The organism is Maribellus luteus (assembly GCF_003576475.1).
In the GTDB taxonomy this organism is placed as follows: domain Bacteria; phylum Bacteroidota; class Bacteroidia; order Bacteroidales; family Prolixibacteraceae; genus Draconibacterium; species Draconibacterium luteum.
The window spans coordinates 137,212-160,660 of record NZ_QWGR01000003.1; the positions used below are offsets into that span (position 1 = coordinate 137,212).

General features: G+C 44.0%; 24 protein-coding genes. 16 read left to right on the plus strand and 8 right to left on the minus strand.

Going from position 1 to position 23,449, the window contains the following annotated elements:
* The first annotated feature begins 442 nt into the window (after positions 1–442).
* Both D1614_RS06155 and D1614_RS06160 read left to right on the plus strand, forming a co-directional pair.
* Entirely contained in the window at positions 443–1,204 is a 762-nt protein-coding gene (locus D1614_RS06155; protein ID WP_119437029.1) for a hypothetical protein, read from the plus strand.
* Positions 1,205–1,509: 305 nt separating this feature from the next.
* Positions 1,510–2,271 (plus strand): hypothetical protein, encoded by a 762-nt coding sequence (locus tag D1614_RS06160; RefSeq protein WP_147384046.1) that lies wholly within the window; start codon positions 1,510–1,512, stop codon positions 2,269–2,271.
* Between the two features lie 61 nt (positions 2,272–2,332).
* Here D1614_RS06160 and alaS read toward each other — a convergent pair whose 3' ends face one another.
* Positions 2,333–4,954 carry an alanine--tRNA ligase gene (gene alaS / locus D1614_RS06165; RefSeq protein WP_119437031.1) on the minus strand — a complete coding sequence of 874 codons (2,622 nt, stop codon included), beginning with the start codon at positions 4,952–4,954 and terminating at the stop codon, positions 2,333–2,335.
* A gap of 178 nt (positions 4,955–5,132) precedes the next feature.
* Here alaS and D1614_RS06170 point away from each other — a divergent pair, with 178 nt between their 5' ends.
* The 5 genes from D1614_RS06170 (at position 5,133) to D1614_RS06190 (ending at position 9,296) form a co-directional block, all read left to right on the plus strand.
* Positions 5,133–6,113, plus strand: a complete 981-nt coding sequence (locus D1614_RS06170) for a M23 family metallopeptidase (protein ID WP_119437032.1) — start codon at positions 5,133–5,135, stop codon at positions 6,111–6,113.
* A gap of 141 nt (positions 6,114–6,254) precedes the next feature.
* A complete protein-coding gene (locus D1614_RS06175) occupies positions 6,255–6,608 on the plus strand; it encodes a MerR family transcriptional regulator (protein ID WP_206609936.1) in 354 nt (117 codons plus the stop codon).
* Positions 6,595–7,692 (plus strand): Nif3-like dinuclear metal center hexameric protein, encoded by a 1,098-nt coding sequence (locus D1614_RS06180; protein WP_119437033.1) that lies wholly within the window; start codon positions 6,595–6,597, stop codon positions 7,690–7,692. Before D1614_RS06175 ends, D1614_RS06180 begins: the two co-directional genes overlap by 14 nt.
* Before the next feature lie 125 nt (positions 7,693–7,817).
* Positions 7,818–8,594: a zinc ribbon domain-containing protein gene (locus D1614_RS06185; RefSeq protein ID WP_119437034.1), complete on the plus strand. Its 777-nt coding sequence runs from the start codon at positions 7,818–7,820 to the stop codon at positions 8,592–8,594.
* A gap of 135 nt (positions 8,595–8,729) precedes the next feature.
* Positions 8,730–9,296: a GNAT family N-acetyltransferase gene (locus tag D1614_RS06190; RefSeq protein WP_119437035.1), complete on the plus strand. Its 567-nt coding sequence runs from the start codon at positions 8,730–8,732 to the stop codon at positions 9,294–9,296.
* 468 nt (positions 9,297–9,764) lie between these two features.
* Here D1614_RS06190 and D1614_RS06195 read toward each other — a convergent pair whose 3' ends face one another.
* The 3 genes from D1614_RS06195 to D1614_RS06205 form a co-directional block, all read right to left on the minus strand.
* The gene (locus D1614_RS06195; RefSeq protein ID WP_119437036.1) at positions 9,765–10,550 is read right to left on the minus strand and encodes a TPM domain-containing protein; all 786 of its coding nucleotides are present in this window, start codon (positions 10,548–10,550) and stop codon (positions 9,765–9,767) included.
* Positions 10,551–10,630: 80 nt separating this feature from the next.
* Positions 10,631–11,068 carry a TPM domain-containing protein gene (locus D1614_RS06200; protein WP_119437037.1) on the minus strand — a complete coding sequence of 146 codons (438 nt, stop codon included), beginning with the start codon at positions 11,066–11,068 and terminating at the stop codon, positions 10,631–10,633.
* A gap of 150 nt (positions 11,069–11,218) precedes the next feature.
* Positions 11,219–11,797 carry a LemA family protein gene (locus D1614_RS06205; protein WP_119437420.1) on the minus strand — a complete coding sequence of 193 codons (579 nt, stop codon included), beginning with the start codon at positions 11,795–11,797 and terminating at the stop codon, positions 11,219–11,221.
* 125 nt (positions 11,798–11,922) lie between these two features.
* On the opposite strand from D1614_RS06205, the gene hutU reads away from it, so the two are divergent.
* From hutU to D1614_RS06245, 9 genes are all read left to right on the plus strand, one after another.
* Complete coding sequence (hutU, locus tag D1614_RS06210) at positions 11,923–13,923, plus strand: urocanate hydratase (RefSeq protein WP_119437038.1); 2,001 nt, start codon at positions 11,923–11,925, stop codon at positions 13,921–13,923.
* Between the two features lie 276 nt (positions 13,924–14,199).
* On the plus strand, positions 14,200–14,640 hold the full coding sequence (locus D1614_RS06215) for a bacteriohemerythrin (protein WP_162304428.1): 441 nt from the start codon (positions 14,200–14,202) through the stop codon (positions 14,638–14,640).
* Positions 14,637–15,728: an ATP-binding response regulator gene (locus D1614_RS06220; RefSeq protein WP_119437040.1), complete on the plus strand. Its 1,092-nt coding sequence runs from the start codon at positions 14,637–14,639 to the stop codon at positions 15,726–15,728. Before D1614_RS06215 ends, D1614_RS06220 begins: the two co-directional genes overlap by 4 nt.
* A 610-nt stretch (positions 15,729–16,338) precedes the next feature.
* A complete protein-coding gene (locus D1614_RS06225; protein ID WP_119437041.1) occupies positions 16,339–17,226 on the plus strand; it encodes a GIY-YIG nuclease family protein in 888 nt (295 codons plus the stop codon).
* A 128-nt stretch (positions 17,227–17,354) separates the two neighbouring features.
* On the plus strand, positions 17,355–17,498 hold the full coding sequence (locus tag D1614_RS25635) for a hypothetical protein (protein ID WP_155523332.1): 144 nt from the start codon (positions 17,355–17,357) through the stop codon (positions 17,496–17,498).
* Positions 17,499–17,554: 56 nt separating this feature from the next.
* Positions 17,555–18,280 (plus strand): NAD(P)-dependent oxidoreductase, encoded by a 726-nt coding sequence (locus D1614_RS06230; protein ID WP_119437042.1) that lies wholly within the window; start codon positions 17,555–17,557, stop codon positions 18,278–18,280.
* A 32-nt stretch (positions 18,281–18,312) separates the two neighbouring features.
* On the plus strand, positions 18,313–18,846 hold the full coding sequence (locus tag D1614_RS06235) for a DUF4269 domain-containing protein (RefSeq protein WP_119437043.1): 534 nt from the start codon (positions 18,313–18,315) through the stop codon (positions 18,844–18,846).
* A 51-nt stretch (positions 18,847–18,897) separates the two neighbouring features.
* Complete coding sequence (locus tag D1614_RS06240; protein WP_119437044.1) at positions 18,898–19,386, plus strand: leucine-rich repeat domain-containing protein; 489 nt, start codon at positions 18,898–18,900, stop codon at positions 19,384–19,386.
* A gap of 116 nt (positions 19,387–19,502) precedes the next feature.
* On the plus strand, positions 19,503–20,606 hold the full coding sequence (locus D1614_RS06245; protein ID WP_119437045.1) for a serine hydrolase domain-containing protein: 1,104 nt from the start codon (positions 19,503–19,505) through the stop codon (positions 20,604–20,606).
* Positions 20,607–21,005: 399 nt separating this feature from the next.
* Here D1614_RS06245 and D1614_RS06250 read toward each other — a convergent pair whose 3' ends face one another.
* The 4 genes from D1614_RS06250 to porV are packed head-to-tail and all read right to left on the minus strand — an operon-like array spanning position 21,006 to position 23,354.
* A complete protein-coding gene (locus tag D1614_RS06250) occupies positions 21,006–21,335 on the minus strand; it encodes a thioredoxin family protein (protein WP_119437046.1) in 330 nt (109 codons plus the stop codon).
* A gap of 2 nt (positions 21,336–21,337) precedes the next feature.
* Positions 21,338–21,703 (minus strand): CoA-binding protein, encoded by a 366-nt coding sequence (locus D1614_RS06255; RefSeq protein WP_206609937.1) that lies wholly within the window; start codon positions 21,701–21,703, stop codon positions 21,338–21,340.
* A complete protein-coding gene (gene ispF / locus D1614_RS06260) occupies positions 21,700–22,179 on the minus strand; it encodes a 2-C-methyl-D-erythritol 2,4-cyclodiphosphate synthase (protein WP_119437048.1) in 480 nt (159 codons plus the stop codon). Before ispF ends, D1614_RS06255 begins: the two co-directional genes overlap by 4 nt.
* The gene (gene porV, locus D1614_RS06265) at positions 22,179–23,354 is read right to left on the minus strand and encodes a type IX secretion system outer membrane channel protein PorV (protein ID WP_119437049.1); all 1,176 of its coding nucleotides are present in this window, start codon (positions 23,352–23,354) and stop codon (positions 22,179–22,181) included. Before porV ends, ispF begins: the two co-directional genes overlap by 1 nt.
* Positions 23,355–23,449: the final 95 nt, after the last annotated feature.

Sequence of the window (23,449 nt, forward strand, 5' to 3'; positions counted from 1 at the left end):
TTATTCAGAAATTAGTCCGAAGTCCGAAGTTGGAAGCCGGAAATTTTTGTTAAAAAATTAAAAGGCTGAAAATAATTTTTATTTAGAATAAATCAAAGGAAGAAAGAAAAATCGAAAATGCTTTTTAGTATCCTAAAATTACTGTACTTAAACCTTTCCCCCTACTAACAATCTGTCATGCAACATGTTTACAAAACTTACAGCTATTGCGTTTCATTTTTTCACTATTTTTAATGCAGTAATAACCCAACGGCTTTAACCGGCCACCTAAATAAGAAAGATGCACATCACACTCGTCACAAAACTTTCACGACTAGTTTAAGGGCCTTTCCGGTATTCTCCGCCCGGCAAGGCAAAGAGGAATTTCAGGAGAAAGCAAAATCTTTTGAAAAAGAAATAAACAGCGCTTTATCATACCACTAACCAATACACTTCAATAAAAATGAAACCTCTGTACCCAATATTCACAGTTGTACTTGCATTGCTGGGAGCTTCCTGCGGATGGACAAATCAGGAAGAAAAAGAACCCGGTTTTCAGGAACAAAAACCAAAAGTCGATACGATATATTATGTGGATACAGTTTACATTGACTCTCTAATATATCCCGAAGCTTATTATCCGGAAAAATGTCCTGAAGATATTGAATGCACACCATCGGCAATTACACTACCAAAAGATTTTAACGGGCATTTTTTCTATTTCAAAAAGTGGGATACGCTTAGGATTGAAGACGGTCCTGTGATTAATTATCTTGGAGGATGGCAGGACACAACTTATATCCCACCCGATTATATTATTGAATCTGAAAGAGGGAACACAAATGATTCTACTGCTTACGTTTGCACTGACACTATATTTATCAAAAAAACGATGTCAATTAACTATGCTATTTTTCAAACATGTATTGGTAATGAGACAATAATTGACACCGTAAAATTCCCGACTGTTTTCTGGATCTCGCGAATGCATAACTGCACACGCTGGCATGGATACCTTGAAGATTGTTCAATTAATGTGGACGAGTATATAAAACACTGGGAAACCCAGTATTATACAATCCGAGATGGAAACTTTCTTACCATCATTGATAATTTAATTCCGTTACGAGTCGCCTTGAATAACCAACAAATCTATATGTTTGATATCTACGCTTACCGTGACACCGAACATGGGGGTAATAATATAATCTTTTATATTGAATAAAATAGATGTCTCCGAGCACTAACCCTCTCTAACAATCTGTCATGCAACATATTTACAAAACTCACAGCTATTGCGTTTCATTTTTTTACTATTTTTAATGCAGTAATAACCCAACGGCTTTAACCGGCCACCTAAATAAGAAAGATGCACATCACACTCGTCACAAAACTTTCACGACTGGTTTAAGGGCCTTTCCGGTATTCTCCGCCCGGCAAGGCAAAGAGGAATTTCAGGAGAAAGCAAAATCTTTTGAAAACGAACAAACAGCGCGTTAAAGCACCACAAACCAAAACTCGTCAAAAAAAATGAAACCTCTGTACTCAATATTCACTGTTTTACTAGCATTGCTTGCAGCTTCCTGCGGATGGACAAATCAGGAAGAAAAGGAACCAGGCATACAGGAAACCGATACTATACACAACGTTTACACGGTATACACTGATACGGTATACATTTACTCCGATGCTGAGTATTTGCCTGAATGCCCTGCGGAAGACACGTGTAATTCGATATGTTTGCGTGTTAAACAAAATGACATTCCATCTTTTGTGCATGCCCCCAAAGGATGTATAGTAGAGTTTGAAAATGCATTTACGATCAAGTACCTGGGCGGATACCAGGATATTGTTCCCGAATACGAAGTCGTTGAACAAAGAGCAAATCAAGTACTTAAATCAAACGGTGCTGCAAACAACGTATTTACTGACACAATATACGTTACAGACACAATCTATGTTGTTGATACAATACCATTCAATTACGCCATTTTACAGATCGAAAGCAACAATAAAACCGTTCTAGACACCTTCCTTTTCGTTACCGGATCGTGGGTCAAATACCTCCATAATCAATGGTACGATTGCTACGATCAGCGTTACTGTTTGGAAGGCTACACAAGCCAGTGGGAAAATGCGATTGATAAAGAATTCGACTGGGCAACAAAAAGCTTACGAACCATGGAGTGTTTACCTGTCACATTCAACAACCGAAAAATATACATGTTTGATATTTTCAATTACCTGGACTCCCCAAGCGGAGGCAGGGATATAATCTTTTATCTTAAATAAAAAAGAACCGCTTCCTTGTTTAAAGAAGCGGTTCTTTCCAATTCGTTCAACAAAACCTCAATTACTGCAAAAACGAAAGTGCTTTTTCAATGGCAGCCTCCAGTCCGGCAACATTTTTACCGCCGGCAGTGGCATAAAACGGCTGGCCGCCGCCGCCGCCCTGAATTTCTTTTCCGGCTTCGCGAACAATCTGCCCGGCATTCAGTCCTTTTTCGTCTACAATGTTCTCGGCAATCATTACCGTAAGATTTGGTTTCCCATTGATCTCGGCTCCCAATACCAAATACAGGTTTTCCACTTCGCCTTTCAGCTGGAAAGCCAGGTCTTTCAGTAAAGCGGCATTGTCGATCATTATTTTATCGGCGATAATGTTTACGCCTTTTACATACATGATTTTACTTTTCAGGTTGGCCTTGGTGATTTTCAGGCTTTCACGCTGAAAATTCTCGATTTGTTTCGCGAATTCCGAATTCTGCTGCAGCAAAATGCCGATGCTTTCCAAAACATTGGCCGACCCTTTTACGGTGTCCCGGATACTGGTCAGGATATTCAACTGATCGTTGATGTACTTTTCGGCACGGTCGGCAGTAATGGCTTCAATTCTTCGAACCCCGGCCGCAATGGCGCTTTCCGAAACAATTTTCAGCAAGCCGATCTGGCCGGTTGCGGCAACGTGTGTTCCCCCGCAAAGTTCCATCGATTCGCCAAAACGGATGGTACGCACCACATCACCGTACTTTTCGCCAAACAACATCATCGCTCCGGCATTTTTTGCCTCTTCAATGGGCATCTCGCGGTTTTCCTCCCGCACTGAATTCTGCCTGATTTTTGCATTCACCCTTTTCTCCACTTCCGCAATTTCCTCATCGGTCATTTTCTGAAAATGAGAAAAGTCAAAACGCAGGTGGTCGGCATTCACCAGCGATCCCTTTTGCTCCACATGTGTGCCCAGCACTTCGCGCAGGGCAGCATGCAACAGGTGGGTCGCCGTGTGGTTATTCGCAATTTTCTGACGACGCTCAACATTTACCACCGCTGTAAAATATTCGGATGGATTTTCGGGTAGTTTTTCTACCAGGTGAACGATCAGGTTGTTCTCTTTTTGTGTATCGTAAACAGTGGTTTTAACTCCATCGAACTCAATGTAGCCATGATCCCCAACTTGTCCGCCCGACTCGCCATAAAACGGGGTCTGATCAAAAACCAACTGGTAAAATGTCTTTTTCTTTTGTGTGACCTTGCGGTAACGGGCAATGCGAACTTCTGCCTCCAGTTTATCGTAACCCAGAAACTCGGTTTGTTCTATTTTGCGCAATTCCACCCAGTCGTCGGTTTCCTGCACAGCGGCATTTCGTGAGCGGTTTTTCTGTGCGTCCATCTCCACGGCAAAACCTTTACTGTCGACACCCAATCCGTTTTCACGGGCAATCAATTCTGTTAAATCGAGCGGAAAACCATAGGTATCGTACAATACAAAAGCATCTTTGCCCGCAATTTCTGCAGCGCCTTCATTTTTTACTTTCGAAACAATGTCATCCAGTAATTTTATCCCGGTCGACAAGGTACGCAGGAACGACTCTTCCTCTTCCTTGATTACTTTTTCAATCAACACCTGCTGGCTCACCAATTCGGGGAAAGCATCTCCCATGGTTTGCTTCAGTACGTCTATCAATTTAAAGATGAAAGCTTCTTTGAATCCGAGGAAAGTATAACCGTAACGCACCGCACGCCGCAAAATACGACGAATAACGTAACCGGCCTTGTTGTTCGATGGCAACTGACCATCGGCAATGGCAAAAGCTACGGCACGCAGGTGGTCAGCAATCACGCGCATGGCAATATCAGCTTTTTCATCCTCGCCGTATTTCTTTCCGCAAAGCTTTCCAATTTCAGCAATGGTGTTTTGGAAAACATCGGTATCGTAATTCGAAGTTACTCCCTGCAAAACCATGCAAAGACGTTCGAACCCCATTCCGGTATCCACATGTTTTGCCGGCAATTCTTCCAGAGTACCGTTGGCTTTCCGGTTAAACTGAATAAAAACCAGGTTCCAGATTTCAATCACCTGCGGATGGTCTTTGTTCACCAGTTCGCGGCCCGACAGCTTATCAACTTCCGCCTGCGGACGCAAATCCACATGCACTTCAGAACAGGGGCCACAAGGACCGGTGTCACCCATTTCCCAGAAATTGTCTTTTTTATTTCCGTTCAGAATACGTTCCTTGGGCAGGTATTTTTCCCAGTATCCGGCTGCTTCGTCGTCGCGTGCCTGGTTGTCATCGGCACTTCCTTCAAAAACAGTAGCGTACAAACGTTCGGGGTTGATCCCCATACGTGTCACCAGAAATTCCCAGGCCCAGCTAATGGCTTCTTCTTTAAAATAGTCGCCAAACGACCAGTTCCCCAACATTTCGAACATGGTATGGTGATAGGTATCCAGCCCTACTTCTTCCAGGTCGTTGTGTTTTCCGGAAACACGCAAACACTTTTGCGTATCGGCCACACGCGCCCACTTTACCGGTTCGTTCCCCAGAAACTGATCCTTAAACTGGTTCATTCCGGCATTTGTGAACATCAATGTTGGATCACCCTTTACTACCATCGGGGCAGAGTTGACAATCTGGTGATTCTTTTCCTGAAAAAAATCGAGAAAAGCCTGTCGTATTTCTCTGGAAGTCTTCATATTATCGCTAATGTTTTATTCCAATGTGTTAAAAAATCTAAACACAAACACAAGAAAATCACTAATTATGAGTTATTTACTTACATTTGCGGCGTGAAAATATCACGTTTTTTAAAGAACGCAAAGTTATACGATTAAATTAATTTTGTTAGAAACATAGAAAAAAAGGGGCCTGTTTATGGCAAGAAAGAAGTATAAATTTAACCCTGACACTCTTAATTACGAAAGCATTGGCTTAACCTGGAAAGAAAGAATTGTAAAAGTTCTGACTTATCTGTCGAGCAGTGTGGCGATGGCCTTGCTGTTTGTGGTAATTTTTCTGAGTTTTTATGAAACGCCACGTTCAAAGGCATTGAAGCGCGAAAACCAGCGGCTGCTCACCCAATACGAATTGTTGCAAAAAGACATGAACAAGGTTGAAAAGGTATTGACCGATCTTCAACAACGCGATGATAATATTTACCGGGTGGTTTTTGAAGCGGAACCTATTCCCGCGGCTGTGCGTGAAGCCGGCTTTGGAGGTACCAATAAATATTCGCACCTCGAAAACATGGACAATGCCGACCTGGTGATCGAAACCGCTAAAAAGCTGGATGTGTTGGCCAAAAAGACCTATATCCAGTCGAAATCATACGACGAGGTGATGGAAATGGCGCTGAACAAAGAAAAGATGCTCGCCTCGCTTCCGTCGATTATGCCCATCCGCAACAAGGAATTAAAAAGAACTTCCAGCGGCTGGGGATATCGGATGCACCCGATCTACAAGGTGAAAAAAATGCACTGGGGACAAGACTTTACGGCTCCCATCGGAACACCTATTTACGCGACCGGCGATGGCGTTGTTACCGAAGTGGAAGGATCCAAAAGAAGCAAAGTAGGACTCGGCCTGAATATAAAAATCGACCATGGCTTTGGTTACGAAACAGTTTACGGGCACCTGAATGAATTCAACGTTAAACGCGGTCAGCACGTAAAACGCGGCGACATTATCGGTTATGTGGGAAACACGGGTGGTTCAACCGCTCCGCACCTTCATTACGAAGTACACAAAAACGGACAGAAATTAAATCCGATGTACTACATGTTCCAGGATCTTACGCCGCAAGAATACGACAAAATGATTGCCATCTCGTCCAACATCGGACAATCGCTCGACTAAGCATTGCATGCACAAGCAAAAGATATAGTCGAAAAACTTTCATCAGAAAACCTGGTGGAAGTTTTTTGTTTCCATCAATTTTGAGAAACAATTTTGCCGCGGTTCTCAATTCTAATTATCTTGCAGTTCAAAATCTGAAAGTTGCCTTACAAAAAGCCGGAAATAGAAAAAATCTACTACTCGATGGGAGAAGTTACCGAAATGTTTGGCCTCACTCCGTCGAATATTCGCTATTGGGAAAACCAGTTCGAAGCGCTAAAACCGTTTAAAAACAAAAAGGGCAACCGGCTTTTTACCAAAGAAGACCTTGAAACCATCCGCCTGATTCATTACCTGGTAAAGCAACGTGGCCTTACGATTAAAGGCGCCCGGCAAAAATTAAAAGAAAACCGCGAAGATACGCTGAACAATTACGAGATTGTAAAAAAATTACAGGACATCAGGCAGGAACTAATGGCAATAAAAGAAAGCTTAGAAGATCATGACGAAAATTAAAGATATTACCCATTATTTGGAAACCGTTGCCCCGCTTCGCTTGCAGGAATCATACGACAATGCAGGCCTAATTGTGGGAGACATGCAGGCAGAACTCACCTCAATTCTGGTTACGCTGGATGTAACCGAAGAAGTGGTGGAAGAAGCTATCCAAAACAAATGCAACCTGATTGTTGCACATCACCCGATCGTTTTTTCGGGACTGAAAAAAATTACCGGGAAAAATTATGTGGAGCGCACCTTGCTAAAAGCCATCAAAAACGACATTGCCATTTATGCCGCGCATACCAACCTCGACAGTGTTACCGGGGGTGTGAACGGCAAAATCTGTGAAAAGCTGGGGCTGTCAGATTGCCGCATTCTGGAGCCGGCCGGCGGACTGCTGAAAAAGCTGGTAACTTTTGTCCCGGTCGACCATGCCGAAAAAGTACGTCAGGCGGTTTTTGCAGCGGGCGCCGGGCACATTGGCAATTACGATTCGTGCAGTTTTAATGCACACGGGCAGGGAACCTTCAGGGGAAATGACAGTACCACGCCTTTTGTTGGAGAAAAAGGAGCCCATCATTACGAAAACGAAATCCGTTTCGAAACCATTTTTCCTTCCTACTTACAGGGGCAAATTGTTTCTGCTCTCACTACTGCTCACCCTTACGAAGAAGTAGCCTACGATATTTATCCACTCGACAATAAATTTGACCAGATTGGAATGGGAATGGTGGGCGTTCTGCCCAAAGAAAAAACAGAGCGGGAAGTATTGAAGCTGCTCAAAAAAACCTTCCAAACCGGAGTCATCCGGCACACGGCACTTCAAAATAAAAAAGTGAAGAAAATTGCGGTTTGCGGAGGCGCCGGCTCCTTCCTTCTAAAACAGGCCATTGCAGCGGGTGCCGACTTTTTTGTGACCGGCGATTTTAAATATCACCAGTTTTTTGATGCCGAAAACAAAATTGTAATCGCGGATATCGGACATTTTGAGAGCGAACAATTTACTAAAGAACTTTTTTATGAGTTACTTACGAAAAAATTCCCTAAATTTGTCGTCCGTTTGTCAGAGGTGAATACCAACCCGGTTTTTTACTTCTGATTTTTGGTTGGAAACAATTGGTTGCATATTGAAAGCCAACTGATTCGCCAAAACAAAAGGCAACAAAAAGGGTTACAGTTACGGACCCGTTTATTTGGAGAAAAATAAAATTAAATAGAACGAGCATGAATGCACCTTATTCAAGGCAAGAAGACAAAGACATTTCGATTGAAGATAAACTGCGCGCATTGCACGAGCTGCAAAGTGTAGTTTCAGAAGTGGACAAGATAAAAACCCTGAGGGGTGAGCTTCCGCTGGAAGTACAAGACCTGGAAGATGAAATCGCCGGATTGAAGACCCGTTTGGTGAACCTTGACGACGAAATCAAGAATCTGGATACGGCCATCAACAACAAAAAGATCGCTATCAAAGATTCTCAGGGCCTGATTGCAAAATATACCGAACAGCAAAACAACGTTCGCAACAACCGTGAATTTGATTCTTTGTCAAAAGAAATTGAATTCCAAAACCTGGAAATCGAGCTTTCAGAAAAACGGATCAAGGAATTTACCGCTGAAATGGCTGCCAAAAAAGAAGCAATTGGCTCTTCTAAAACACAGCTAAGCGAGCGCGAAGAAGACCTCGACCGTAAGAAAAACGAGTTGAGTGAAATTACAGAAGAGACCAAAATCGAGGAAGAAAAGCTAAAAGCAAAAGCCGAAAAGATCGAGTCTTTTATTGAGCCTCGTTTGTTGACGGCTTTCAAACGTATCCGCAAAAACGCACGTAACGGGTTGGCAGTAGTTACCATTCAGCGTGATGCATGCGGTGGTTGTTTTGCCAACATTCCGCCACAGCGCCAGCTGGACATTGCCAGCCGCAAAAAGATCATTGTTTGTGAATATTGCGGACGTATTTTGGTGGATGAAAAAATCAATGTTGTGGAAGACATTGCCGAATAAGCAAAAGAAAATCCTAAATATCAAAAAGCTGGTTCGCATTTCACGAGCCAGCTTTTTTTATGCCGTAAAGCCCGATCAAACAACAGCTAATATTTATACAAGCGGAAAATTCCGGATAAAACAGAAACACTTGCCATGATAATAAGAGAAGCCACATTAAACGATTCTGCCGCCATTACAACACATTTACTGTCGGCAATGGAAGACATTGTATATAAATTCATCGGGGAGGAAAACCCCAAAAAAGCAGAAGAATTCCTCTACCATTTTGTAAGTACCGAAAACAACCAGTATTCATACCGGAACTGTGTAGTTGCCGAAGAAAACCAGCAAATTATTGCGGCTGCCAGCGTATACGAAGGGGCACGATTGGAAGAACTGCGTGCACCGGTTATTGAGTATGTAAGAGCGCATCACAACAAAAGTTTCGCCCCCGAAGACGAAACACAAGCCGGCGAATATTACCTCGATTCACTGGGAGTGAGCCCGGAACACAGGGGAAAAGGCATTGGCTCCAAAATGCTTCAATTCTTAATCGATAAATACGTGGTAAAGAACCACCAGACTTTGGGCTTACTGGTAGAGGAAGAAAATACGGGAGCCATAAAGTTGTATTCCCGGCTGGGTTTTAAACCCGTTGCCACGAAGCAGCTGGTAGGAAAACAATTGTACCACCTTCAGATAAACGAGTCTTGTCTTTAATAAACTCAGGAAGCTAAAAAGAATCAGGTCTTTCCCAGATGAAATATTCATGATACATGAGTATCACCAACAGAAATGAAAGTATTCTTAGTTCCAAACGTAACTCTCTCTTCTCTCTATTTTTAGCTACTCTTTATACACAAATATGAATTTTAAAAAGCTAGAAAATAAGAAATAAATAATAAGGAATAACAAATAAAAAAATGTAGAAAACGGAATAACCTGAGCCAATATTTTCTGATTTCTTATTCCTTATTCCATGTCTCTTATTAAAAGTCATTCCTATTTTCTTCAAATCCCAGAAAAAGATGTGTTATCGAGGGGCGCTATTTTTAGAGAGACTTTCAGAAAAAAGCCGCCTCCGGTTTCCCGAATGCGGCTTTTCCTATTGCTTGAACATTATTTTAAGTTCTCTCTGAACCCGTCTGCTAAAGCATGCCGGGCAAGCTCTGAACTTTGAACGAATTTCTACCAGCTGCCTCCGGCACCGCCGCCACCAAAGCTGCCGCCGCCAAAGCCTCCGAATCCGCCAAAGCTACCTCCTCCGGATGAAAAATTACCAAAGGAACCCGATGAGCGGTGACTGCCCGACATCATCCCCATGGCCAGCCAAAACGGCAAGCTTCTGCCCGGAGAATAAAACCGGCGTCGGCGACTACGACCAAACAAAGAGATAAGTACGGCAAACAGGATGATCAGAAACGGGATACCCGCTGCACCTCCTGCCTCTACTTTTTGCCGGTATTCATCGGCACTGTATTCTCCGCGGGTAATATCCATAATTACACTGATACCGGCGGCCAAACCTTCGTAATAATTGTTTTCCTTAAAACGCGGGATCATTTCGTTGTTGACCACATCGCGGTTAACGATGGCATCGGGCAAAACACCTTCCAGCCCGTAACCGGTAGCCACAAATACTTCTCCGCGGCTGTTGGCCGTTTTAGGCTTTACCAAAACCACAATACCATTATCCTTTCCTTTTTGGCCAACGCCCCACTTTTCACCCAGCTGATAAGCATAGTCTGCCTTATCGTAGCCTTCGAGATCAGCAACGGTTACTACCAGAATCTGGGTAGATGTTTGCCGGGCAAATTTCTCCAGCGCACTTTCCATGCTTTCATACTGGTTGGTGTTCAAAATACCGGCAAAGTCGTTTACCAACCGCGCCGGCTCAGGACGTTCCGGAATTTGTGCAACGCTCACACCCATTGCACCTATCCATATCAGTACTGTAAATAGTATTCTCTTCATAATGTTTTGCTTATCACCCCTCTGCCTCCCGCCCTGTTTGACATTTCCCTAAAAGGAAAAAAGCGGAAAGTTTCACTGTTTTATTTTCCAAATGATATTTCGTCAGAAAGCTCGTTTACATCGTCTTTCTGGTAAGGAAAGTGTGCTTTCAGCTGTTCTCCGGCCCTTACAATACCGTCAGCCAGCGCTTCAGCATACACCCCTTCTTTCATTTTCGTAATGACCACATTTTTGGTACTTTCCCAAAAATCAGCAGGCACTTTTTGGTTGATACCTGCGTCGCCCAGGATGGCGAATTTCCGGTCTTGCACAGCCAGGTAAAACAACACCCCGTTGCGAAGCTCTGTTTTATGCATTTCCAGCTTTTCGAAAAGATAAGCCGCGCGGTCGAGCACATCGCCGCTGCAACAGTTTTCCACGTGCACGCGAATCTCTCCCGAAGTATTGGTTTCGGCCACCCTGATTGCATTGGTGATCTGCAATTTGTCCTGCTCTGTAAAATATTTATGTACACCCATTGTTTCTACCTCCCTCTAATATTTTCAAAACGAACAATCTTTAGCTAAGCTCAAACTCTTCCTTTTCGCAAAAGCGATGATCCCGGTTGCCGGGATCAGAGTTCGTTCTCGTTGCTCATTTTTGTTTACAAGCGAACTTCTTTTATGCTGTTAAAACTGAACTTCGGGTGCCACATCAGAACCCTCGCGCGATTCGAAATACGATTTCTTTTCGAATCCAAACCAGCCGGCGTAAATCACACGCGGAAACTGGCGGATGTATGCATTGTACTGCTGTGTGGTATCGTTAAACTTTTTCCGCTCCACAGTAATACGGTTCTCGGTTCCTTCGAGCTGTGCCTGCAAATCCAGAAAGTTCTGGTTGGCTTTCAGATCGGGATAACGTTCCACTACCACCATCAAACGGCTTAATGCCGATGACAATCCGTCTTGCGCCTGGTTAAACTGCTGCAAAGTTTCCGGGGTCATTTTTTCCGGGTCAATATGCATCGAGGTTGCTTTTGAACGTGCTTCAATTACACCGGTCAATGTTTCCTGCTCGTGCGCCGCATAACCTTTTACAGTATTCACCAGGTTCGGAATTAAGTCGGCACGACGCTGGTAAACGTTTTCCACCTGTGCCCACTGAGAGGTTACCTGTTCGTCCAGGTTAACCATTGTATTATAACCACAACTCGAAAATAAAAATGCACTTACAACTGCAAGTAGAACAATTTTAATACGCTTCATTTTTTCTTTCATTTAAAGTATGCCTGCAAATATTCTCAAAAAGTGCAAAAAATCATCGGTCTTTTCGGGGAAAGACCATATTTTGCCGCTGTATTTCGAATTTAATAAGATAAAACTGCCGAATCATGGAAAATTCAGCATTCAAAGCGGCGATTCTGGAAGGAATCCCGGGTGAATTGCCCCTCCCCCAACCTTACGACACGAACATTAATCACGCCCCCCGAAGAAAAGATATTTTATCGGCCGACGAGAAAAAACTGGCTCTGAAAAACGCACTTCGTTATTTCCCGCAGAAATTTCATACGGTGCTGGCGCCCGAGTTTTTAAACGAGCTGGAGCTTTTCGGACGTATTTACATGTACCGTTTCCGGCCCGGCTACGAAATGTACGCGCGACCGATTGACGAATACCCGGCCCGCTCAAAACAGGCGGCTTCGATTATGCTGATGATCCAGAATAACCTGGACAAGGCCGTGGCACAACACCCGCACGAGCTAATCACCTATGGCGGTAACGGGTCAGTGTTCCAGAACTGGGCGCAGTACCTGCTTACCATGAAATACCTGGCCGAAATGACCGACGAACAAACCCTGGTGATGTACTCTGGTCATCCGATGGGACTGTTTCCTTCGCATAAAAATGCACCGCGCGTTGTGGTGACCAACGGGATGGTGATTCCGAATTATTCGGGGCGCGACGATTACGAGCGGATGAATGCGCTGGGGGTTTCGCAATACGGGCAAATGACCGCCGGTTCGTATATGTACATTGGCCCGCAGGGAATTGTACACGGTACTACCATTACGGTAATGAATGCGGCACGGCTTCACTCGCCGGGTGATGCTGCCGGAAAAATATTTATCACCAGCGGCCTGGGCGGTATGTCGGGCGCACAACCCAAAGCCGGGGTAATTGCCGGAATGGTTTGCGTGGTGGCCGAAATCAACCCCAAAGCCGTGGAAGTTCGGCACAGCCAGGGATGGGTGGACGAAGTTTACACCGACCTGGACGAACTGCTGGCCCGCATGAAAACAGCGCGCGAAAACAAGGAAGCCGTTTCGCTGGCCTACCAGGGCAATGTGATCGACCTGTGGGAGAAACTGGCCGAAGAAAACTTCCCGGTTGAGTTGGGCTCTGACCAGACTTCGCTGCACAACCCTTTTGCCGGTGGCTACTACCCTGCCGGGCTTACGCTTGAGGAATCGAACCAAATGATGGCGGACCAACCTGAACTGTTCCGCGAAAAAGTATACGAATCGCTGCGCAGGCATGTGGCGGCCGTGAATAAAATGACTGCCAACGGCATGTATTTCTGGGATTACGGAAACGCGTTCCTGCTCGAAGCCAGTCGTGCCGGGGCTGCTGTTACCGACGAAAAAGGAGGCTTTATTTATCCTTCGTATGTGCAGGACATTATGGGCCCGCTGTTTTTCGACTACGGGTTTGGCCCTTTCCGCTGGGTGTGTACTTCCGGCGATCCCAAAGACCTCGAAACAACCGACCGGATTGCTGCCGAAGTGCTGCAAAAACTGGCAGCTAAATCGCCCGAAGAAATCACCCGCCAGATGGAAGACAACATCCACTGGATTCGCGAAGCCGGACGCAACAAAATGGTAGTGGGCTCGCAGGCGCGTATTCTGTATGCCGACTGCACGGGCCGCACCCAGATTGCCAAAGCTTTTAACGATGCCATCCGCGACGGACGTATTTCGGCGCCGGTTGTGCTGGGACGCGACCACCACGATGTATCGGGAACCGACTCACCTTACCGTGAAACCTCGAACATATACGACGGCTCATCGTTTACGGCCGATATGGCGGTGCAGAACTTTGTGGGCGATGCTTTCCGCGGCGCCACCTGGGTATCGCTGCACAACGGCGGCGGCGTTGGCTGGGGCGAAGTCATCAACGGAGGCTTTGGAATGTGCATCGACGGAACTCCCGAGGCCGAAGAGCGGCTGAAAATGATGCTCCACTGGGATGTGAACAACGGTATTTCGCGCCGTAGCTGGGCCCGCAACAAGCCCGCCCGTTTTGCCATTGAGCAGGCTATGAAGGAAAATCCGCAGCTAAAGGTTACCCTGCCCGAAGAAGCGGACGATGACTTGCTGGACAGTTTGTTCTAGACATAAAAGCAGGATGATATTTTTAGAAAAGATATCATCCTGCTTTTATAAAATCCTGTCTTCACCACCACTCCGGAACACCAAAATTTAACCAGACACCATTTCTTTTTCCAATTAATCCGAAAAAAATGTACCTTTCCTACACGTCTAAAAAAACAATAAGGGAAACTAAACCATTATTTTCCGGAAAGTTCACAGAAACAAAAGATGTTTCAATCAGATGCCTGGTTGTCGTATGGGAGACGATTAAGGCTGTTAAAAAGAAAGGAATACCCTATGAAAAAAACGAATCCAACAGGTATTATCGGCTGGAAAGCGGAGTACAACACAGGAATTGACAGAATTGATTTTGAGCATAAAATTTTCCTGGAATTGGTGAATTCTTTTAAAATTGCACTCGATGCCGGAAGAACAAAAGAAGAGTTGGTCAAAATACTTACTGAAATCGAGAAGTATGCCGAGTTTCATTTTATCAGTGAAGAGAATTGCATGTTTTCCATTAATTATCCCGGCTACAAACAACACCAATCCCTGCATTTTGATCTGCTCGAACAGTTTAACCTGGCGAAATACGAGGAACTTGGTTTTTCAAAGTTTTATGAATTCATAAAAGACTGGTTCATTATGCATACAACCCAGGAAGACACAAGACTCAAGGAGTTTATTGATGAAAACAACATTGAATTTGATATTTTTCGCTACAACATAAGTCTATGATGAACATTGGCCTTGTCAATTTATTGATAATTGACGACAAACAGGAAAACCTTCGCTTGATCTCAAGCTTTTTTGAAGATGCAAACTATGTTATTAAAGCAACTACCTCTCCCGACGAAGCAATCAAAGCCTGTAAAGAGATTGAGTTTGATCTGATTCTGCTGGACATAAGAATGCCGGTTGACGGGTTCCAGGTTTGCAAATGGATTAAGGAAAGCGACCGAAATGCTTCCACTCCGATAATTTTTATGGCCGAGAAAACCGATCTTGAAAATATTTCGAAAGCCTTTAAACTAGGATGCAGGGACATTTTAACCAAGCCCTTTCAACTCGAAGAGCTTATCTCCAAGGTTTCAACTCATTCGCTCCTGCATATTCAATACCGGAAAATCAATGAATTAATGTCGGCAAAGGACAAGATATTCTCCATTATCGGACACGACCTGAGAAGCCCGTATAATTCATTAATCGGTTTTTCGAATTTGCTGCTCGAAAACCTGAAGGAAACCCAAAACATTGAGGCAATAAAGTACACCGAGATCATCAACAGCCTTTCGGTAAAAAACCTGGAACTGCTCGACAGCCTCTTAAACTATGCCCGGAATCTTGAAAAGAATGCATTGCAGGCTTTTGACAAGATCAATGTTACGGCTTTGATTTCCGAGATATTACAGGTGGTACAACCCGCGGCCCTGCTGAAAGACATTAAGCTTACCCATGAAATTGGAGAGGCTGCCAACATTTTTGGCAAGAGGGACCTGATTGCCACCATGATCCGCAACTTCTTAAGCAACGCCATAAAATTTACCAACCGGGGAGGGCACATTTCCATCCTGACAAAAGTGGCCAACGATTGGGTGGAGATTGTCATTTCGGACAATGGCATTGGCATGGACGATCATCAGCTAAAAACGATTTTTGACCATACGATCAAGGAATCGACACCCGGCACCAACGGAGAAGTGGGGACCGGCTACGGCCTGCTGCTCTCCAAAGAAATTATTGACAAGCACAACGGGCGGGTTTCGGTCGACAGCCAAACCGGTATTGGCACAAGCTTTAAAATCAGTCTTCCGAGGTACCGCTGAAGCAGATGAACCGTACTTCCGGAACCAAAAAGAGTTATACCGCAGCAAAGGCAGGTAATTGGCGTTAACGGGAAACGCCTCATGTATGTAAGTAACTAAAAGATAGCGTCCTGTTAAGCTTTGAGTCATCCTGTATACCCGCCCGGGTGTCCTGTAGGCTGTGGAGCCTCCCTGTAGCAATTTTGCTCCTTCCTGTTAAACAGGACACGAAAAAAAGCTACTAGATTCTCAAAAAAATGCAACAGGATGAGAAAAAAACTTACAGGACGCCCAAAAATCGAACTGGAAGCCGAAAAAATTTGACAGGATGCTGAAAAAGCCGACAGGGCGACTCGTCCAACATACTTTCGACAGTCCATTGCCTACAGCTACAACGCGGGTAATTGTCTGCCTGTCAAAAGCTACTTTTTAGGAAATTATGTTTATTTTTAGAAAGCTAAAAACCTACAATTACCCAATACATTGAAAACAATGCAGAACAAAACCCAAAGCCTCTCAGACTATATTTCAGATAGTAGAATAAAGAACAACAACAAGTGACACTAATAACACACAATAAGATCTAAGTGCGATATACTTACACTCGAACGTCAGTATTAATTGAAAGAAGATGGGAAAGAAACTCACAGTGTATATGATAGATGGGACCGAATATGGTCCTAGAATAGCAGAGATTGGAAATTGGTCTGGTAAAGCTTTATACGCAACTAGGTCAACAATAAGTAAAGTAATCTCGCGATTAGAATTTGAAAATCCAGGAATATATTGTCTAAAATCTGAACCTACAAAAGAAAACTACAATGAAAGAGTCTACATTGGAGAAGCAGAAAATATAAAAACACGACTTAAACAACATTTATCGGATACTAAAAGAGATTTCTCTGAGATTGTTTTCTTCATTAGTAAAGATGAGCTCTTAACAAAATCACACATAAAATATTTAGAAGCAAGAATTATTCAAGAAGCAAAGGAAAGTAAAAGTGCAGAGATAGACAATGGTAACACACCAAACCTTCCTCTTCTCCATGAAGCAGATATTGATGACATGGAATACTTTCTCGAACAAATTAAGTTGATTCTTCCAATTATGGGATTTAGATTCCTCATTTCTTCAGTTGTTAGGCCTCCCGTTACGACTACCACAACAACCGTAACGGAGAAAGAAAAAGAATTCTACTTTATTAAAACAAAATCATTTAAAGCAAGTATGTATGAATCAGACCAAGGTTATGTTGTTCAAAGAGGATCTCAAGCTAAAAAGTCATTATCAAAATCGCTAACAGACAATTATAGAAAACTAAGGAACAAACTTCTAGAGTCTGACTCTTTGATACAAGATGGAGAGATGTTAATATTTTCGGAAGACACAATTTTTAACAGTTTGAGTGCTGCATCAAATATGGTGTTGGGAAGACAATCTGCCGGACCAATTCAATGGATTAACAGTGAAGGAAAAACATATAAAGAAATCCAAGATGAGAAAATGAAAAACGATTAATGCTAATCGAGTAGACGGTCCCGACTTAAATAGCCGACGTGCACCTCTCGAGAAACACTGTCAGCTGACGGTTACGGAGTCCTCAAAATAAAATACAGAACATATAATAACTCATAAAATGTACCGATATGGAACTATTCATTTTTGCGGCGATTCTGGTCTTTGGTGGAGGAATTGCCATTATCTTAAAGAAAGGATTTAATGAAATTATCAAAGGCATGGAATCTATTGACAACCGCCTAAAAAAGCTCGAAGAAAAGTTAGAAAAGTAAGCGAGAAAGCACATTAAACGTTAGGAGTGCTGGCAGTATAACAAAGAATCAACAACATGAAAACACTGGTACTGGGAGCAAGCGGCGCAACAGGCAGGCAAGTGGTGGAACAACTGCTGCTAAAGGGCCAGCCGGTAAAGCTGGTGGCACGTTCGTTGGCCAGCCTTCCTGAAAGCTGGAACACCAACCACCAGGTCACCATCATCAGGGTTGGCATTTCGGAGGTTTCCGTGGATGAAATGGCAGAGCTTTTAAGCGACTGTCAGTCGGTAGTTTCCTGCCTTGGGCACAACCTTAGCCTCAAAGGACTGTTTGGGAAACCCCGGAATTTAGTGGCCGGTGCCGTGGAGTTAGTGTGCAAAGCCATCGAAAAAAATGCGCGGCAACAAGCGGTTAAAATTGTATGGATGAATACGGCGGGCAGCCGAAACAATGACCTGAATGAAAAACAATCAGTCGCAGAGAAACTCGTGATGGCACTTATTCGCGTTTTGGTTCCTCCGCATTCCGACAACGAAAAAGCAGCCGGGTTTCTGCGCCACGGAGTAGGTAAAAACCATGCCGGCATTCAGTGGGTGGCTGTTCGTCCCGACACTTTGATCGACGAAGAAAAGGTAAGCGAATACGAACTCTACCCATCGCCCGTAAGAAGTGCCCTGTTTAGGCCCGGAAAAACAAGCCGCATAAACACCGCTCACTTTATGGCGCGCCTCGCTACCGACAATGACTTGTGGAACAAATGGCAAGGGCAAATGCCTGTAATTTATAATAAAACACACTAATACACCTCTGGTGAACGCAATAGCAACCGAAAATGAATACCAATTTCGACAACCTGGATTACCTCAAAAACGGAAATCCGAAACAAAAAAGGGCTTACGAGGTGCTTACAAAAAACAGGGTCATGGACATTCTTTCGTCCTTTGCCCCCCTGCTCGTGGGAACCATCCCTATTTGTATCGACATTGAGGACAGCGACCTGGATATTATCTGTTGCTATCAAAACAAAAATGAGTTTATCAAACTGATAAAAGATTCGTTTTCGGATGCGCAGCATTTTCAGGTAAAAGAAGCGATTCATCAGCAGGAACAAGCAGTGGTTGCCAATTTCCGGGTCGATGATTTTGAGATCGAGATTTTTGGGCAGCAAATCCCTACTCGTGAGCAGAATGCCTACCGCCACATGCTGATTGAACACCGGCTGCTTTGCGAGCGGGGTGAAGACTTCCGGCAAAGGATCGTCGAACTAAAACAAAAGGGATACAAAACAGAACCGGCTTTTGCCCTAATGCTCGGACTCAAAGGAGATCCGTATTCCGAATTATTGAACTATTATACCAAATGCTGAGTTTGGAATAGCAATTGTAACAAGTATGCGTTGTAACAAGCAAAATATCCTATGAGAAAATTACATTTTATTACAGTTGGGTTTCTGCTGATCGGTTTTCTTTCTTTTGGACAAAACACAAGCCCGGTAGAAATCTTTAATGGCCGGGGTGAACTCAATCATTCACAAAAAATACTGGATTTAAGCCATCAAAACTTAAGCGAAATTCCGGCAAGCGCATTAAACCCGGAAATTGAGACTTTAATTTTAGACGATAATAAGTTGACAAAACTGCCCTCGTGGATTGGCCAACTGAAGAAATTGAAAATCCTTTCGTTAAGAAACAACAATCTCAAACAACTGGATTTTGGAATCAATAACTGCGAGAATCTGGAACAATTGTACCTAAACGGCAATAAGGAGCTTTCCGATATTTCGGCAATAAACAGCACCTCAAAACTTAAACTAATTGATGTAACAGACACAAAAATTAATAGCCTACCCGCCGGCATTCAGATGATGGATAACCTGTTTTATTTTAAATACACCAAAAAAGAATGAAACGAGCATGAATTTTAACTGTCTGATTCGCCAAAGAACATGTTTATCCGTCAGCTCGCAAACATGCGAGTTGCATCTACCGGTTGACGGCCGTTGAATACCTACTATTAAAACTTATGAAGAAATCGTTACTTGCCATTTTGTCCATCGTACTCACACTTAGCGTATTTAGCCAGTCCTCCAAACCTGTAAAAGGTTTCTCGGGTGCACTGGGGCCTGCCACTCCCGAACAAAGTCAACTGATCGCAGAGCATATGCTACCCTTTCCCGAAAAAACACAACTGGCCATTGCATTGATCGAAGACGACAGCGTACTGTTCACCGGCATCAAACGGGTGAATGACACCTTTCAACCTGCTGATAATTCGCTGCGTATTTTTGAGATTGGTTCCATCAGCAAAGTGTTTACAGCTACCCTGCTGGCCAACCTGGTGTTGAACGAAACGCTTGATTTAGGCGACCGCATCAACTGCTGCATCGATGTTCCGCTCCATCCCCGCGACACTTTCACCCTGCAACAACTGGCTAATCATACTTCGGGACTACCCCGCCTGCCAACGAATCTGAATCTGGGAGCCGTTGATTTCCGGAATCCGTACCGGGATTATTCGGAAGACAGCCTGCTTTACTACCTCACTCAGGACACTACTTTCCGCAAATCGCCGGGAGAAAGGTATGAATACTCGAATCTCGGAACAGGATTGCTGGCTTACTTGCTGGCACAAAAAGAAGGTTCGGATTACGAAACCATGCTACACAACTATATTTTTGAAAGATATGCAATGGCATACTCCACCGCCATCCGCGAAAAACTTACAGCAGAGCTGGTACCGGGTCTTGATGCCGGTGGTCAGGTAACACCCAATTGGGATTTCAATATTTTGGTGGGTGCAGGCGGCATACTCTCAAACGTGAGTGACCTCTCAAAATTTGCGCAGGCCCAGTTCGATCCGGCCAACACAGAGCTGGCTTTAACCCGGGAAACAACCTTTGAAGTAAACGCGCGAATGAACATCGGGCTGGGGTGGCACATCCTGAAAACCGAAACGGGCAAAACCTGGCACTGGCACAATGGCGGAACGCTTGGCTATACCTCGTCTATGGCCGTTGACGTCGAAAGCAAAACGGCGGTTGTTATTCTTTCCAATGTATCAGCTTTTCATCCCAAAAGACAAAAAATTGATGAGCTGTGTTTTGGGCTGCTGAAAACCTTGAAGTAAAGCAAAACCATTATGCACTTGAAGTACATTGGTTTAAAATTGGATGTCCGTAATCAATCGCAATCAGGGGTCACCCTGAATTTGTTTCAGGGTCTCATTTTTAAAAGGCTGATCCTATTGAGTAATAGATGCTGAATCCGTCAGCTGACGGACAGCATGACGTGTTAATGAGAACCATGATACAAAACGGATATTCAATAAAACAATCATAATTCCGGGGCATCACCAACAAAAATGAAAGTTTAAACGTATATCCGGGATTTGTTTTTAATTTTTAATGCAGAATATCCAACGTAGAATTCCCAATATCCAATTTTCCGGATTTTGTTGGATATTATACGTTCAAAATTGAGAATTGGATATTTTTAAAGATTGACTTTCAGAAAAGAAAAGGAGAATTTACCCAAACATCAGTTCGTAGGGCCGGGCAATGGCTTCCTGTAATTCACTCACCCCCACATTGCGGCTTTTGCGGATGTATTCGCGGCCGTCAAAAAACACCAGGATCGTGGGTGCCGCAAACACCTGGTTTTGGGCCGCCACTTCGGGCAATACTTCCGACTTTACATACGCCAGTTTGATTTCGGGAAATTCGGCACTTACCATAGCCTCCACCTTTGGTTTGAGCACTTTGCAAACACTGCATGCTTCGGTAGAAAAATAAGCGAGCAGAGCCGCTTCTTTCTTTAGTTGATTGAATTCTTCAAGCGATTTTACTTCAGTAAACATGATCAGTAATTTCCGATGCTTAACATTACCAGTGTACAGGCTTCCACAGCCTCAATATCGTTTTCCTCCAGCAGGGCGCTAAAGGCTTCGTTCTCAGTTCCCGGGTTAAAGATCACCCGTTGAGGTTTCATTTCCAGAATTTGCGAATAATACTCCGGCTGTGTTTGCGGCCCCACATACATCGAAACCGTATGCACTTTGTCTGCCGGAAAATCGGTAGCGATCTTTACATCCTCCACCTTGCCTTCGCGTTTGGCCAGTGCCACCACTTCGTGGTTGTGGCTGCGCAAACTACGAATCGCCCGGTTGGAATAACGCTCCGGGTTTTCGCTCGCACCAATTACCAATGTTTTTTTTGAAGTCATCATGCTTTTTGCAACAAAACTACTGCAGTTACTGAAATGCCTTCTTCGCGGCCTTCGAACCCAAGCGTTTCGGTGGTGGTCGCTTTTACCGATAACACATCCACATCAATTCCCAACACATCGGCCATGGTTTGTTCCATTTGCGGAATGTAGGGCTTTAATTTGGGTTGTTGTGCACTGATGGAAGCATCGATGTTAACAATCGAATAGCCTTTCTCTTTTACCAGTTCATATGAGCGGGCCAGCAAAATTTTACTGTCAATGTCCTTAAACTCGGCAGCAGTATCCGGAAAATTGGAACCGATATCGCGGAGTTTCAAGGCCCCCAGCATGGCATCGCAAATGGCATGTATCACCACATCGCCGTCGGAATGAGCTACCGTTCCTTTGTGATGCGGAATTAAAATACCGCCCAACCAGAGGCTTTCCCCCTCAGCCAGACGGTGTACATCGTATCCTACTCCAATACGGAAATTCATTATCGCTGATTGCTAAATGCGTCGATGTCGAACGACAACGAAAACCGCAGTGTATTTTCAAGTGGATGGTTTCGCTGCGTAGGCAGAAGGTATGAAAAATCGAGCGCAAAAACGTTCATTTTCAAACCGGCACCGGCAGTCAGGTATTTACGGTTTCCTTTAAATTCGTTTTCGTAGAAATAACCGGCACGAAGCGCAAACTGTTTGTTGTACCAGTATTCAACACCTACCGACCAGGCAATTTCCTGAAACTCTTCTTTCATGCCCCCGGGTGCATCGCCAAAGGATTTGAAAATCCCTTCGATCACACCAATATCCGAATTGATACCACCGGCCCAGATCACATCATCTTCGCCATAAGCAGTAGAATCGACCGGAGGTGTCGGAACCAGTAATTTATTGGCTTCCACCGAAAAAGAGAATGAGTTGTAATTATCCAGCTCCATGGTGTAAGAAGCTCCCAACTTCAAAGTAGTCGGAATAAAGTCTTTTATTTCACCATCGGTATACGAAATTTTGGAACCGATATTCTGGATATTGACACCGGCAGAGAAAGAATTATTCTTCCGGCTTCTTCTGAACTCGTTGTAATAATAAAAAGCAACGTCGGCAGCATAAGAACTACCGGGATAGGTAGGAACACCGTTTACATCCTGTCCGGCTGTGAGGTCGGAGCGAATGTAGCGAACAGCAACCGATCCGGAAAAAACATCCGAAAGTTTTCGCGAATAAGCCAGGTCAATGGCAAATTCATTCGGGCTTTGCTGACTAATAATCTCTGCCTGCTCGCTGGTGAAAGTGATGTCACCCAAAGCAAAGTAACGCAACGATGCACTTACCGCCTGAATATCATCCAGTTTCTTATAACCCGACAAATAAGCCAGGTTTATGTCGTCAACCAGGTTGCGAAGCCAGGGTGAGTAAGATAGCCCCACTCCCATTTCGCTTTCCATAAATACATATTTTGCGGGGTTCCAGTGCTGTGATGTCACATCGGCAGAAGTACCAACCCCCACATCACCCATACCACCTGCTCTCGAATCAGGGGTAATTCCCAGAAAAGGAACACCGGTAGTAATGGTATTCGCACCCGATAAGGTACCCTGCGCTTTTACGTTTTCAACCGTGATGAAAACCAGCGCCAACACAACAAAAAGACGGAAAAATTTAATCATAATCTATCTAAAATTGAGCGTGCAAAGATAGTACATTTGTCTTTGCAACCATATTTCATACATAAGTGAACGGAACATTTCCCTAAAAATTTTAC